Annotated in this window: 11 protein-coding genes; 8 read left to right on the top strand and 3 right to left on the bottom strand. The window is 43.4% G+C overall.

What is annotated here, in order from left to right; translation table 11 throughout:
* The first annotated feature begins 321 nt into the window (after positions 1 to 321).
* Positions 322 to 807: an FKBP-type peptidyl-prolyl cis-trans isomerase gene (locus AC5JPT_RS11065; protein ID WP_319051113.1), complete on the top strand. Its 486-nt coding sequence runs from the start codon at positions 322 to 324 to the stop codon at positions 805 to 807.
* Positions 808 to 1375: 568 nt separating this feature from the next.
* Here AC5JPT_RS11065 and AC5JPT_RS11060 read toward each other — a convergent pair.
* Entirely contained in the window at positions 1376 to 3586 is a 2211-nt protein-coding gene (locus tag AC5JPT_RS11060; RefSeq protein ID WP_493858472.1) for a carboxy terminal-processing peptidase, read from the bottom strand.
* 585 nt (positions 3587 to 4171) lie between these two features.
* On the opposite strand from AC5JPT_RS11060, the gene nagZ reads away from it, so the two are divergent.
* The gene (gene nagZ / locus AC5JPT_RS11055) at positions 4172 to 5257 is read left to right on the top strand and encodes a beta-N-acetylhexosaminidase (protein ID WP_493858131.1); all 1086 of its coding nucleotides are present in this window, start codon (positions 4172 to 4174) and stop codon (positions 5255 to 5257) included.
* Between the two features lie 132 nt (positions 5258 to 5389).
* Here the strand turns inward: nagZ and AC5JPT_RS11050 are convergent, their stop codons facing one another.
* Positions 5390 to 6970, bottom strand: a complete 1581-nt coding sequence (locus tag AC5JPT_RS11050) for an OmpA family protein (protein WP_493858130.1) — start codon at positions 6968 to 6970, stop codon at positions 5390 to 5392.
* 446 nt (positions 6971 to 7416) lie between these two features.
* The gene (locus AC5JPT_RS11045) at positions 7417 to 9114 is read right to left on the bottom strand and encodes a hypothetical protein (RefSeq protein WP_493858129.1); all 1698 of its coding nucleotides are present in this window, start codon (positions 9112 to 9114) and stop codon (positions 7417 to 7419) included.
* A gap of 410 nt (positions 9115 to 9524) precedes the next feature.
* Here AC5JPT_RS11045 and AC5JPT_RS11040 point away from each other — a divergent pair, with 410 nt between their 5' ends.
* The 6 genes from AC5JPT_RS11040 to AC5JPT_RS11015 all read left to right on the top strand — a co-directional run bounded on the left by AC5JPT_RS11040 (position 9525) and on the right by AC5JPT_RS11015 (position 14789).
* On the top strand, positions 9525 to 10133 hold the full coding sequence (locus tag AC5JPT_RS11040; protein WP_493858128.1) for a rhomboid family intramembrane serine protease: 609 nt from the start codon (positions 9525 to 9527) through the stop codon (positions 10131 to 10133).
* 136 nt (positions 10134 to 10269) lie between these two features.
* Entirely contained in the window at positions 10270 to 11235 is a 966-nt protein-coding gene (locus AC5JPT_RS11035) for a metallophosphoesterase (RefSeq protein ID WP_493858127.1), read from the top strand.
* Between the two features lie 99 nt (positions 11236 to 11334).
* Complete coding sequence (gene purE, locus AC5JPT_RS11030; RefSeq protein ID WP_493858126.1) at positions 11335 to 11886, top strand: 5-(carboxyamino)imidazole ribonucleotide mutase; 552 nt, start codon at positions 11335 to 11337, stop codon at positions 11884 to 11886.
* Between the two features lie 187 nt (positions 11887 to 12073).
* Positions 12074 to 13426 (top strand): 5-(carboxyamino)imidazole ribonucleotide synthase, encoded by a 1353-nt coding sequence (locus AC5JPT_RS11025; protein WP_493858125.1) that lies wholly within the window; start codon positions 12074 to 12076, stop codon positions 13424 to 13426.
* Entirely contained in the window at positions 13426 to 13875 is a 450-nt protein-coding gene (locus AC5JPT_RS11020; protein ID WP_102093310.1) for a YaiI/YqxD family protein, read from the top strand. Before AC5JPT_RS11025 ends, AC5JPT_RS11020 begins: the two co-directional genes overlap by 1 nt.
* Positions 13876 to 14150: 275 nt before the next feature.
* Positions 14151 to 14789, top strand: coding sequence for an SDR family oxidoreductase (locus AC5JPT_RS11015; RefSeq protein ID WP_493858124.1), 639 nt, complete (start codon positions 14151 to 14153; stop codon positions 14787 to 14789).
* Positions 14790 to 14799: the final 10 nt, after the last annotated feature.

Below are 14799 nucleotides of genomic sequence, written 5' to 3'. Positions count from 1 at the left end.
ATCTCTCTTCCTTATTTTTATCATTATGGTAGGAGCCAATCCGAAAAAACGCAACTCCCAAACCTTAAATAGCCCATAGCTACCCATCAACTATAGAAAATAACAGTTATTATTGTAAATTGGGGCATTAATTGGCTTTTTTTATGTTTTTTGCCTTGAAACTCATGTGACCCATCTCAATTAAAGATGCTAACTGCTAAAGTTACTTTAATAAACTGATGATAATTGACTAATATCGTGGCTTTTTGGCTTGCTGATTGGCTTTTTTAGGTTTATTGCAACCGCATTTAATTTTTTACATAGATATATTTAGGATATTTTATGACTACTATCGCAAAAGACACTGCCGTCAAATTTAACTACACGTTAAAAGATGACGAAGGCAATATCCTTGACCAATCACCAGAAGGTCAGCCACTTGCTTATCTACATGGTCACAGCAACATTATCCCAGGCCTAGAAGCACAATTAGAAGGCAAATCTGCTGGCGAAAAAGTCAACGCAGTTGTTGAGCCTGCTGATGGCTACGGTGAGTATCAAGAGCAAGCAGTACAGCACGTACCACGTGAGAACTTCCAAGGCGTTGATGACATTCAGCCTGGTATGCAGTTTCAATCAGAAGCTGGCGGTCAAGTTATGCTAGTTACTGTAACTGACGTGAATGAGCAAGAAGTTACTGTTGATGCAAACCATCCATTGGCTGGTAAGCGTTTGACATTTGACGTTGAGATCCAAGAAGTACGTGCAGCAACTGAAGACGAACTAAACCACGGCCATGTACATGGCGCAGGTGGCGTTGAGCACTAATCTCTCCTAGAGTACAGTGAACAGCTATTGAGTGATGAGTTATTATTAGACTTGTCGCTCAATCAAAAAGGTCAGTGACTATGTCTACTGACCTTTTTTTGTGCGTGTGTCATCATCGGTGACTTATCAAATAGATGCTTTGTCGAATAAATAATCTATCAAGTAAATAGAGTGATCTGAAAAGTTGAATACTTAACAAACTTTGTTCAAGCTCCATTTTGCTATTTGTAGATAATAACCAATGAGTATTTATAAATTTTAGACATAACAAAGCCGCATAACGACAAGCGTCATGCGGCTTTTATTACCAACCATCCATGTTAGCGTTACGCGATACCTAATCCCGGGGTATCTCATAACTGACAGGCATCCAGCCTTATCATCCCTAATCAGCAAACCACTTATCCCTGATGCGACCTTAAGATACCAATCCCTAGTATCAATGAACCATTCCGTTCAATCGTGCCGTACAGTTATAATCGCAGATTGCCCTATCATTAGTAAGTAGTCTGAACGTCAATCCATGTAAGCATATGCTTACATGGAAATTATAGCTACCTATAATGCGTTATAGCTTTTCTTGCGGGCTTAGCATTGCTGTAGGTTCAGCACTAAGCATGAGATAAGCAGCTTCATTAATAAATGCTTCATCTTCTGGTAACTCTGGACGCTCACCAGCTTTCATGCGACTACGCTCTTCGAACTTTGCATCCATTGCAGCTTGGTACGTATTCCAGTTAGAGTATGGACGTTCACCAGTGGCGATCAAGCGCTTGTTTTCTGCTTCTAATGAGCGCTTTTCTATGAGCTGCATTTTAGCGCGGCGGCTGTTGATGTCTAGACGAACAGGTTTCTTTTCATCATCCATGTTACGTATGTCATTGAGCGTCGATAGATAAGTAAACTGCGGGTCTTTCTGTTGGCGAACCTTAGACTGCTGATTGAGCGTTGCGAGTGTATCACTGGTAAACTTACCCTCAGGCTTATAAGGAGACGTTCTGATAGTATCCCAAGGTAGTGCTTTTTTCTGCGCGCGCTCGCCAAAGGTGGCGTCGTCATAGATGTTGACCAACTCAACATCAGGTACCACGCCTTTGTTCTGAGTACTACCGCCAGTGATACGATAGAACTTACGCTGAGTTAAGGTAGCAGAACCCAGCGCCAAGCTATCGAGCTGAATCTGTGCAGAGCCTTTACCTGTCGTGGTACTACCCACGACCAATCCACGGCCATAATCCTGAATGGCAGCAGCAAAGATCTCACTGGCTGATGCCGATGCCAAATTGGTGATGACGGTCATTTTGCCATCATACAGCTGCTCGCCACCATCATTGTCACGGTATACTTGAATGTTACCGCGGTTATCACGAATTTGTACCAGTGGTCCACTTTTGATAAACATGCCGAGCATTTTGGCAACTTCATCCAAAGAGCCACCAGGGTTGTTGCGTAGATCGACAACCAAGCCATCGATGTTTTCTTTGTTCAACTCCTTCAGTGCTTTTTCGGTATCGATACTGACACTGCGATAATCCTCACCGTTACGGCGCGCACGATAGTTCAAGTAAAAACTTGGTATTTCAAGCACACCGATACGTTTGGGTGTCTCATCTATATTAGGACGCTGCACCTCTACCACACGCTGAGTCACGCCGGACTCTTCTTGCTGAATAATGTCACGTACGACAGTAACCGTACGGGCGCTAGCATCTGGTGTATTTGGTTGACGTAGTTTGAGAGTGACCGAAGTACCGCGCTTACCACGAATCAAGCTGACAATCTCACGCGTTGACCACCCGACCACGTCAGTCATGTTCTCGCCATCTTTTGCGATACCGACGATTAAGTCATTGGGCTTAATTTGACCAGATTTGGCAGCGGGCCCTCCATCTACCAAAGTCACAATACGAGTGTAGTCTGGGTTTTTACGATCAGGGCGGATAGAGACACCGATACCCTCTAACTGTAAGCTAGATTGTATTTGTAGCTCAGTTGCTTGGATCGGTGCGTAGTAGTTGCTATGTGGATCATACGTCAGCATTGCCGTGTTCAAGATGGTTTCCATGATTTCATCGTCTTTGAGGCGTTTGAACTGCTCCTGCTGACGTGACAAACGGTTTTGCAAAATCTCACTTGGTGTACGCTCATCGTTACGTACCAAATCTTGTCCACGTGTGATATCTGGATTGTTTAAAAACACGGCTTCTTTGGCTTTTTCGTCTTCTTGCCCCAGCGTAATACTCATTAACTGAAATTTCAGCTGACGCGCCCAGTAGTCTCGTTGTTCTTTTTTGGTTTTGAAGTGACCCAGTTTTTCGCGGTCAAGTATGATGGTGTCATTACCTGTCAGATCGATGTCTGTTTTTAGCATTTTCGTTGCCATCGCAAAGTATTCATTTGAGCGTTTGCGATAACGATCATAGACTTCTACCCCTGCGGATAGATCGCCCTGTTTGAGACGCGCACCAAAATCAGCCGCGTGCTTTTTTTTCAGCTCATCGACATCAGACTGCAAAAACAACGTATGGTTTGGATCAAGGCTATCAATATACATTGATAAAATCTCGCTGCCCGTTTTGCTATCTAACGGCTGGTTTAGGTAATGACTGCGATCCAGCAAGGCGGCGACTTGGCGGGTAGTGACTTTTTGTTCAGGCGTCTGAACAAAACTTCCTGTATTGGTTTCTGCGACTGCAGTACCGTAACTTTGTGTCAGCATAATACCGGCTATGCCCACTGACGCTGCACTGAGTAACCACTGTGCTGGTTGTTTTTTCATCATATGTACCTAGTTATTTGAAGTTAATGATTTGTTTGGAATTGGGGATATTGTTTGTTTTGTTAAAATCTAAAAACCCTGAATCTGTGATTATCTATCAATACTGACTATTTTCATTACTCGTCGTCTTGAGCTTACGCTCTTCTATACTTTTATTGTTGTAAGATTTTTTTGTCGTTGTATCTTTCCATAATTTTTACAACGCTGTTATTTTTGAAGCTCTTTATATTTTATAGCCTTTGAAGCTTACAGCTACTGTTATTACCCACTAATATATACTCTAAATTGAATAATATTATCATGAGCAATAATACTGAACTGTCTCAAACTGTATAAGCAATCTTACACGCTACGCCTACACATACCAAACTTTCTATCACTTTTCTCACTTAGAGCAAATGCAGACTATCAACCTCTATTTACTGATGATTAATAAACTGATTTGACGTCTATAATTCGTACATTAGGTTCATTTGATAATAGCTGTCATAATAAAGTCTATTGACGATGGCCTGCGAGTGAGTAGACATTTAGAGTTCATCAGACCCATAATATAACAATATAAAGAAGAATAAGGATCATGCAATGTACGGCGTTTTAATGATTGATATTGATAGTACCGCACTGACCGCTGAGGATGTCAGTTTACTCAAACAAGCACAAGTCGGCGGGGTCATACTGTTTGGACGTAATGTAGCCGATGCCGCCCAAGTACGTACACTGTGCGACGATATACGTTATCACAATCCCGATATATTGATTGGTGTTGACCAAGAAGGTGGGCGCGTTGCACGGCTACGTGAAGGCTTTACCCCCTTACCAGCAATGGGTAGACTAGGCGAGTTGTTTAATCAAGATCCGAGTCGTGCACTTAGCTATGCGTATGACTGCGGCTACCTAATGGCAGCTGAAGTATTGGCAGTAGGGATTGATTTGAGTTTTGCGCCTGTACTAGACAGAGATGGTATCAGCCAAGTCATTGGTGACCGTAGCTTTCATCACGAGCCACAAGCGATTACTGCACTTGCGACACAGTTCATGCGCGGTATGAAAGCAGCAGGCATGGCCACCACTGGCAAACACTTCCCAGGTCACGGCGCTATTGCCCCTGACTCTCATGTGTCAGAAGCCATCGATACACGTAGCTTGGATGAGATCATCAATAGTGACATGCAGCCTTTTGCCCAAACGCTACCACTGCTCGATGCCCTTATGCCAGCACATGTGATTTTCTCGCAAGTAGATGACAAGCCCGCAGGGTTTTCAAAAATTTGGCTAAAAGATATTATTCGCGAGCAATTAGCGTTTGATGGTGTACTCTTCTCTGATGATTTGTCGATGGCTGGGGCACAGGCAGCTGGCGATGTCAGCGCGCGTGTCAAGGCCGCTATTGAGGCTGGCTGCGATATTGCATTGGTATGTAATGACCGTGTGGCCGTCCATGAGGCTGCTGCTGCGGCACAGGAGTTGTCTTATCCCAATCAAAAACGCATCAAAACCATGTGCGGCAATATACCAGAATGGCAAGGCGATCTTGAATCTACTTGCCAGCATTTTGATTACTGGCAACAAGCAAAGACTAACGTCACTCAAACCTTTTTTAACGCCTCTGCTGACACGCAAGTTACTAAAGAGTTAAAAGAACCGATAGACCCTACTCATTACAAATAGGTATTCGATAATAGGTAGCCTCTAACAGATAATCAGTAATAGGTGACCACTAACGCGTTGATAAAATAAAACCGCCTTTATATAAAAGGCGGTTTTTTATTTTTAACTATCGTATGATCAGAGGTTTGCAGATTAATTTGTTGGATCTACTACCGTGTCTTGCGTAGCGTCATCACCATCTGGTAGCAAATCATCATTATTACTGTCTAGCGGATTCAAATCTGGGTCCAACGAATCACTGTTAATCGTCATACCATCGTTTGGATCAACCATCTCGTCATTAACCATAAATTCAATGCGACGATTACGGAAACGACCCTGCTCGGTTGAGTTATCTGCGATAGGATCTGACTCACCCATACCTTTGGTCGTCAACTTGCTTGCATCGACACCTTGAGCCACTAGGTACTCTTTCACTGATTCAGCACGCTCACGAGACAGCTCCATATTATAAGAATCAGAAGCTTGACTGTCTGTATGACCGATAATCATCAGGTTCAAGTCAGGTACATCATCGATGATTTTTGCAGCGCGGTCTAAAATGGCTTTGTTGACATCAGGAATGACTGCTTCATCCACTTGGAAATTGATAACCTGAATACTCAAAGCACGAGCAACATCACGTGGATCTGGGTTTTCACCTAGGTTGTTCATTGCGACATCTGCTGCAGCGACACTATCGTCAATCTCACCTTGTAGGTCTAATGGACCTTCAGCCTCTACCATCATTGCGGGTGCAGCTGCTTGTAAGTCGGATACCAATTGGGCCAATGCCGCATCGTCAGGTGCATTGACCGTGATGGTATCGCCTTTAATAATCATACTGGCATTTGGGACATTTTTGACGATAGGTAATATAGTGGCAAGTTGAGCGGCAGCTGGCATGTCTATCGCAAAGTTATCATCGACATCGGCGCGGCACTTATTGGCTTCATCGCCAAATGCACCAGTTAGCGCATTCATTACATTGGTCTGTAGCGTCTCATTGCCCACATTCATGCGGCAGGCATAAAGCTCACCATTTTCGCCAGTAGCGATACGGAGTGAAGCAGGCTCAATATCAGCTGCCATCACTGATTGTTCATTGCCTTGCTCATCTTGCTGCATGGTAGTCGCTGGCGTAGCAATAGGCTCTGGATTTTCCTGGCAACCTCGAAGTAAGGCCCAAGCCAATGCCCCCAAAATAATCAAACCAATAATCGGTAGTAGCGCTTTCATAAAGCTACCTTGTGGTTCTTCTTCTTTGTGTAGCGGTGCAGTGCTGACAGTATCGGACATGGGTGTACCAGCAACTGCGCTCGCAGGCAATACAGCAGCTGCCCATGCAGGAATATGATGCTGATAGCTACTCAGATTATTACTTAAAAATTGAGGTACAGGCGTAGTACCGGCCAGACTTTTTATTTCATGAAAGGCAAGTGGTGCTGCCATCGCAACTAAGCCACGAGAGGCTGTCTCGTCAACGTTGTGTTCATGAGCAAGCTCACGGGAGATTTGATCGCGATGAGCCCCTTCTGTCCATACGCGATCATAAAAGGCGTCGTCATCACGGGCAATGTTTTCGTTGGCAAAGCGATTGTAGGTCTCATCATTAGCTAAGCGAGCAGCAAAAATCGCATAAAACTGTTCCAGTAGGTTTTTTTTAGCAGGATTGTGATCGTCCGCTAGTACCGCAGGACTGACTGTACGTGTCAAATGACCGATAATATCCATAATATAACTTTCCCCTTAATTTTTATTTGTATCATCCAATTACTCAATGCATGAAATCGCCAAACAAGGCTAGAACACAACGTCAAATTTCTTATCCAAAAATCCCTGTTGTCAGTCTACTATAGTCGCGCTACTGCATTTGATTTCAGACATTATAAAATTATTAAGAGAAGGTTCACAGTCGATGCGTTGTTGTACAAATGATACGTTAAGTAATGTTTGAGTTGGTACTCGTAACTATACAAGCACTTGGGTACATATCAATAACAGTCGAACAATTAGTTGAAGGAGACTACTGTTCGTATTAGAGGGTGTAGTTTTTAAAGCTTGCCTTGCAAAGCTACAAACAAGGTCTGATTAACCCATATGGACAAAAAGCAGTATAGAAATCTACACTGCTTTTGAGTCTTTATAGCTGCTGTTCTCTTAGCCACTTGACCTCTTAGTTATCTCACTTGGGCAGGTTCAGCGACAATGACACTACTCGCCATTTCATCTACTTCTGATTCAGAGATAGGACCTGATGGTCTGCTCGTTCTGTTATTAGAAGGGGCATTGCTAGGAATGTTATTAGACATATTACTTGGGCTATTGCTTGGTATATTAGACAGCCCACTGTTTGGGTTATTACTGCTTGGATTGTTATTGAACCCTCTGTTGTTACCGTTATTCGGTAGCGGCGCCGGTATCACGCGATCACCAGTGTTATCATCAGGCGCTTGATACTCTACAGAGCCATTACCAGTACCATCGTTACTATACTGATTATTAGAGGCTGCTCCACCACCAAACTGATTGTTCACACCATCAGCACTTCCCATACCATATGCAGCGTTATTATTAGGTAGTGGCAACGGTGCAGTACTATCAACTGCCATAGCGGGTACTAAGCTGCGTATGTTTGTCACCAATTGCTGTAGTAGCATATTATCTGGTGCCTCTACTATAAGACGTTCGTTTTGTAACTGTAGACGTGCAAATGGCGTTGATCTAAGCATGGTTAGAACGTTAGGAAGTACGTCCACTGGCATATTAGCAATAGTAGTTGCTATTCCCTCGTTTACAGTTAATTCACAAATACCTGCTTGCTCTCCAAAACTTGTATTGAGTGCCTGCTGCAATGTGCTTTGCAGTCCTACATCACCGACTGTGGCACTACAAGTATAGAGATTGCCGCTATCATCAACACCAATGATGAACTCGACAGGCATCATCGCCTCTACTACTGGTTCGGGCGCAGGCGCTGGTATCACAGGCGTAGCAGCAATAGGCTCTACTGGTATGTCATTGTTGGGCTTGATCAGCAACGCCCATGCAGCAAGCGCAAGCCCGGCAAGTGCTACTATCAACAAAAACACCCGTATCAGCAAATCGTTTCGCTGATTACGAGTGCGTACTTGCTCTCGCTTCAGGCTGCCGTTCTCTGCCAAATGATGTGCTGCTGGACTGGCATGAATGGCATCGTCACTACCGAATCGAGTCTCTTCACCCAATCCGTCAGTAGGTCCTACACGAGGTTGTCCGCCATCAGGGTCTGTAGTTGCAGCGGCTGTAATAGTAGGAACAGTGCTGGTGTTCAGACTGGGATCATCAAGTCTATCTAACATAGTTGACGTACTATCACTCAATGGTCCGATAGAGTTATCCGCCATAGCAGCTGACGGAATGTCTTGACTGACATTACTTTTACTATCTACGTCTAGAGTAGATGTAATAACTGGTGTTGCCCATATGGGTAGATATGGGCGTAGCGAAGGCTGCTCTGCTTGTAAAAATGCTGGTAAAAACTGCCCATTAGCGAGTGCTTTTAGCTCACGATAAGCTAAGGGTGCAGCATTGATAAGCAACTGAGCAGTGATCGACTCATCAATATGATGTGTGGTTGACAGCTCTTGAATAATTGTATTTCGTAATACCTCACTATGCCACAACTGCTCAAATAAAGACTTTTCAGGAATATTGTCATTAGCCATTACTTGATCGTTACGAAGCAACTGCGAATAAACCTGCGGTACCGCCAAACGCGCAGCTAAAATCGCATAAAACTGCTCAAGGAGACTGATATATGCCACGCTATCGCTACTATTGTGCTCACCCAATACAGCTGAGGTAACCGTCTGCTCTAATTGATCAATAATACTCATAAGTCACTGCCTCGTTCGGCTTTTGAAATCCATAAAGGTTAATTGCTCGTTTTTAATTATATACACGGCACTATCTTATTGTTCATACCTTCTCGCTCGTACCTTCTCTTTCGTATTTTCTTATTCATAATTAAGATGCCGCATCCATAGATTGTTTACTCAACTCACATGATACACTGCTACATTACTCACTATAAAAGCATAAAAAAGCATCGTTTTGTCACATAATAAACATTTGCAACCTTATAACTACTGTTAGTATTGTTTTATTACTCTATGAATAGCTTAGATTTATTATTAGTACGTTAATTATCGGTCATATTTAGTTTTCATTCAGCCTTAGCGCTTAGGTTTTGAACACTGTCATTTATCGCATTGTCACACATCAGGCGCGGCCTAAGGATTATCCTTTGTTAAACCATACGACCCTTATTATCATTATCACGGTTATTGTCAGCTTGTTGGCATGGCAAAACAAAAAGCTACTCAATCGACTCATATTTTATCCACCAGCTGTAAACAATGGACAGTGGGATCGCTTTGTGACGCATGGCTTCATTCATGCCGATAGTATGCATCTACTTTTCAATATGTTTACGCTGTATTTCTTCGGTCGAGCTATCGAAGGTCTGTATCGCTCATTCTTATTCGGCTATGGTTTTGTCGTTTTTTATGTGTTGGCTATTGTTGTGGCCATGATTCCAAGCTACCTGAAAAATAAAAACAATGCCAGTTACTTAAGCCTTGGTGCCTCAGGCGGCGTATCAGCCGTTTTATTTGCTTTCATTTTGCTAGCGCCATGGGAACGCATTTATTTGTTTGCCGTTATTCCGATTCCTGCAATATTATTTGCTGTCGCTTATGTGTTCTATAGTATTTATGCTGACAAACGCGGTGGTTCCAATATCAATCACCTGGCCCATATGTGGGGCGGCGCGTTCGGTGTCGTTGCTACCATTATCTTGGAACCCAAAGTGCTGCCCCATTTTATAAATGCTCTATTATCGCCTGGTTTTTAGACTTACTTTATTTAGAATGAAGAACGTTGTTAAAATTAGGAGCATTGTTAAAATGAAGAGCATCAGAACAAACAGCCTTTAGCATCCAGCTGTTGAGCAACCATTTACTTTTATATGTGAGATTTAACCACTCGTTATGATTATAGATATTATCGGTGATATTCATGGTTATGCAGATAAGCTGGTCGGTTTATTAAACCAATTAGGTTACAAGCATAATGGTCAGCATTTTGTCCCGCCTACGGGCCATAAAGCATTGTTCATTGGGGATTTGATTGACCGTGGTTCACAGCAGTTGGCAACGCTTGAGATTGTCTTTGCTATGATAGATGCGGGCGTGGCTGATGCAGTGATGGGCAATCATGAATACAATGCATTGGCTTATGCGACGCTCAATCCTCATGATAAGACTGAGTATCTACGAACGCATAATGCTATACATAAGCGTCAGCACGAAGCATTTTTAGCAGAGACCGCATTTGGTTCAGAGCTACATAAGTACTGGTTGCAGCGTTTGTATGAGATACCTTTATGGATTGAGAAAGACTATGCTTGTTTTGTACATGCATGCTGGGACGTAGATAGTATGGACATCCTCAAATTATTTTTGACTGATGATAACTGCCTAACCACTGACGGTCTGATCGCAACTGCCAAAGAAGATACTGTCGAATTCGATGCACTAGAGCGCGTACTAAAGGGCGTCGAAACTGGTTTGCCTGACGGCATCGTAATGGTTGATAAAGAAGGCACAAAGCGCTCGCGAGTGCGGGTACGCTGGTGGCTTGATGAGCTAAATAAACGTACGCTTCGCGAGGTTGCTCGCGTACCCTCATCAGGAATGGCACAAATACCGGCCAATGCACTCGCTGAAAATATTGATTTTGCGCTCAAAACACATAAACCTGTGTTTGTCGGCCACTATTGGCTGACAGGCACTCCTGAGCCACTTAGTCCACAAGTTGCTTGTACAGATTATTCAGCAGCTGTGGATAGTGGCTACCTCACCTGCTATCAGCTTGATACCGAACAGCCTCTACCCTTAGCAGCGTCTCATTTTGTACAGCATTATCATGATAAGAAAACAGATATAAACCAGTGATGTTGTGGCTCTTAATACTAAGCAAGTATTAAAAATCAAACTTGGCTTTACGACTATAGCAAAACTTTTGTATGATGGTCTTTTTGAGGATACCCAGTCATGAGCACCACAAATACTGCTGCTAACCAGAACGGCCCTATCACCTCTCCTGCTGGTCAACCGAAAGTTGGCATTATCATGGGTTCGCAGTCGGATTGGGCGACCATGAACGCGGCTGCACAATTGCTAGCAGACTTTGACATTGCTTTTGATTGTGAAGTGGTTTCTGCACACCGTACGCCTGACAGACTGTTTGATTATGCCAAGAACGCCAAAGATAATGGTCTGCAAGTCATCATTGCTGGTGCAGGCGGTGCCGCTCACCTGCCGGGTATGTGCGCAAGCCAAACACCACTACCTGTTTTTGGGGTGCCTGTAAAATCCTCAATGCTAAGTGGTTGGGACAGCCTACTGTCTATCGTACAGATGCCTAAAGGCGTCGCGGTTGGGACATTGGCGATTGGTGCTGCTGGTGCTTATAACGCTGCTCTACTTGCGATTCAAGTATTGGCATTGCATGATGATACGATTGCAACCAAGCTCGATAGCATGCGCCAGACGCAAACCGACACCATTCTTGCTAGCCCAACACCTGGTATTATCAATACCTAAGTGCATTGATTGCATATAGATTGACCAGCACTTTTGATAGCATAAGAGTAAAGCTATCATTATTTATTTTTGATTCAGTCCTACTAAAGATAAGGTGCATACAGTGCACCTTTTCCTATTTTCACCCATTGGGTTTTAAATTTTAATATACATCAGACCTCATTCACTTTTATTCAAAGAGCCTGCCATGACTACAGCAAACGCTTATCCTGTTACCCAAACCATTCGTACCATCGGTATTTTAGGCGGTGGTCAGCTTGGTATGATGCTTGCCGAAGCCGCGATGCCACTCGGCTACCAATGCGTATTTTTAGAAGACAACCCTGACTGCCCTGCTAGCTTATATGGCCGTGTCTTTCATAGCGATCAATTAGAAGCGTTTATCGCAGCCGCTGATGTGTTTACCTTAGAGTTTGAAAACACACCAACGTCTACGGTCGAGCAACTGGTTAGTTTGTCAAAATCTGGCAGCAAACAAGGCATGTTCCCGCCATTGATTGCCCTTGATATCGCTCAAGATCGCCTAAAAGAAAAGCAGATGTTTAACACGCTCGATATTGCGACGGTGTCTTTTCTGGAAGTTAGTTCCGAGACTGAGCTCAAGCAAGCTTGCAAAGATCTAGGACTACCTATCGTCCTGAAAACCAGTCGCGGTGGTTACGATGGCAAAGGACAATTTGTCATCAAACAAGACAGCGACATCAAAGCGGCTTGGCTTGAGCTAAAAGATGCGGTCAGCGGTAAAGGCTCGCTCACTCCAACGCCTGCGCCGCTGATTGCCGAAGGGTTTATTAACTTTAGCCGTGAGGTTTCTATCATTGCCGCACGAGCGCAAGACGGTCAGGTACGCTGCTACGATTTGGTCGAAAATCATCATCACAACGGTATTTTGGCAAAAACTCAAGCACCTGCGGTTGGTACAAGCCACCTGTTTGAGCAAGCAACAGATGCTATTACCAAAGTCATGAACCACTTAGACTATGTCGGTGTCATGGCACTTGAGCTGTTTGTCACCAAAGATGCTCGCGGTCACAATACGATATTGGCTAATGAAATCGCGCCACGAGTACACAATTCTGGTCACTGGAGTATCGAAGGCGCTATTACTAGCCAATTCGAAAACCATATCCGTGCCGTGGTCAATTTACCATTAGGCGATACAGATAACGTGCATCCTGCAATTATGGTCAATGTATTGGGACAGTATCCCGATATCAGTGCAGTGTTAAACATCGATGGTGCTCATTATCATAGCTATCACAAAGCTGAACGTGACGATCGCAAGATTGCTCATATCACCTTAATGCCCAATGACGTGACTGATTTAGAACCTGCTATGGCAAAGCTGGTTTCTATATTGCCGAATAAGGTAGGGCTCGATAAAGAGTATGCGAGTGTCAATGTGCAAACCAAAACGGTAGAAGGCGATGCTACGAATGATGATCAGAATGACAATACAGACAATGAGTTGAAAAATAAAGACAGCCAACCAGACCGTCTATCAGTCCCTTCATCAGATACCGAGAAGGCCAAAAAATAATGCAAATTTGGGTAGATGCCGACTCAGTGCCATTGATTGCCAAAGACTTGATTATCAAAACAGCTGAGCGTACCAAGACTATGGCAATATTTGTGGCCAATCAGCCGATCAAGCTACGCAAATCGCCCCTACTGGTCATGACTGTGGTGCCATCAGGTTTTGATAAGGCTGATGATTATATCGTTGAGCAGATACAAGCAGGTGACTTAGCTATCACCAGTGATATTCCTTTGGCAAACGACATCTTGGACAAAGGTGGTATGGTACTGACGACGCGCGGCGTGGTTTATGATAAAAACAACATAAAGCAAAAGCTTAACATGCGTGATTTTATGGACACCATGCGAGGCACTGGCGTGTTAGAGCTACAAGAAATGAGTGGACAAAAACCGTATGGCGACCGTGACAAAAAAGCTTTTGCTGACGGTCTCAATCGTCTAGTTCGTTAGTACCTCTCATTTTCTTGGCAGTTATCTGTTATAAGCTTATAGAACAAAGCCCTTTTTATAACGGCGTTTCGTGAGCTTTACTTACCTCCTTGCAAACCATATACACTCTATAACCAAACACCATTCAATCAGCACGCTTTATAACGAAGCGTGCTGCCTATTTTTGTTACGCTATATTCAGTTTTTTATATAAATGGTTTTTATATAAATAGTATTTGTATAAACATTCTATAAGAAAACCAAACAACAAAATTTAGATAAAAATAGGAATTATTATGAAAGTTTTAGTCGTTGGTGCTAGTGGTCGTGTAGGTGGTGATTTGGTTAAGCAGCTATTGGCTGATGATCATCAAGTCATTGGAACAACCCGTCAGGAAGAAAAGTTATTTGATAGTGACCGTTACACTCAGTTAGATTTAGATATTATGGCAAGTAAAGAGTCGATCGCAAAACAATTGGATCAAGATATCGATGCGGTCTACTTCGTGGCAGGATCTGGCGGCAAAAACGTATTAGAAGTTGATTTGCACGGTGCTGTAAAAACGATGCAGGCGGCTGAGGACAAAGGTATCAAACGCTATATTATGCTTAGCTCTGTATTCTCGCTAGAGACCGAAAAATGGGACGAAAACCCTGGTATTGCAGATCTAAAAGATTACTATATCTCCAAGCATTATGCAGACCATTGGTTGGTCAACAGTGCGCTTGATTACACTATTGTACAACCGGGCGCACTAAAAGAACGTGCAGGTACTGGTAAAATTACTATTAATGATACCAGCTCTGGCGAAAATGCCATTGAAGACGTCGCGACGACATTGGCTTCTGTACTCACAGCGGACAACACTATAGGTAAGGTATTCAATCTACATAATGGTGATATCGATATTAATGAAGCAGTCGCTAGCGTATAAGGCACTTTAC

Source organism: Psychrobacter sp. H26, from assembly GCF_059073035.1.
This window is presented reverse-complemented; position numbering and strand designations above follow the sequence as displayed.

Coding starts and splice junctions, on each gene's coding strand:
- AC5JPT_RS11065 (WP_319051113.1), top strand. CDS start 322: ATGACTACTATCGCAAAAGACACTGCCGTCAAATTTAACTACACGTTA.
- AC5JPT_RS11060 (WP_493858472.1), bottom strand. CDS start 3,586: ATGAAAAAACAACCAGCACAGTGGTTACTCAGTGCAGCGTCAGTGGGC.
- nagZ (WP_493858131.1), top strand. CDS start 4,172: ATGTACGGCGTTTTAATGATTGATATTGATAGTACCGCACTGACCGCT.
- AC5JPT_RS11050 (WP_493858130.1), bottom strand. CDS start 6,970: ATGGATATTATCGGTCATTTGACACGTACAGTCAGTCCTGCGGTACTA.
- AC5JPT_RS11045 (WP_493858129.1), bottom strand. CDS start 9,114: ATGAGTATTATTGATCAATTAGAGCAGACGGTTACCTCAGCTGTATTG.
- AC5JPT_RS11035 (WP_493858127.1), top strand. CDS start 10,270: ATGATTATAGATATTATCGGTGATATTCATGGTTATGCAGATAAGCTG.
- purE (WP_493858126.1), top strand. CDS start 11,335: ATGAGCACCACAAATACTGCTGCTAACCAGAACGGCCCTATCACCTCT.
- AC5JPT_RS11025 (WP_493858125.1), top strand. CDS start 12,074: ATGACTACAGCAAACGCTTATCCTGTTACCCAAACCATTCGTACCATC.
- AC5JPT_RS11020 (WP_102093310.1), top strand. CDS start 13,426: ATGCAAATTTGGGTAGATGCCGACTCAGTGCCATTGATTGCCAAAGAC.
- AC5JPT_RS11015 (WP_493858124.1), top strand. CDS start 14,151: ATGAAAGTTTTAGTCGTTGGTGCTAGTGGTCGTGTAGGTGGTGATTTG.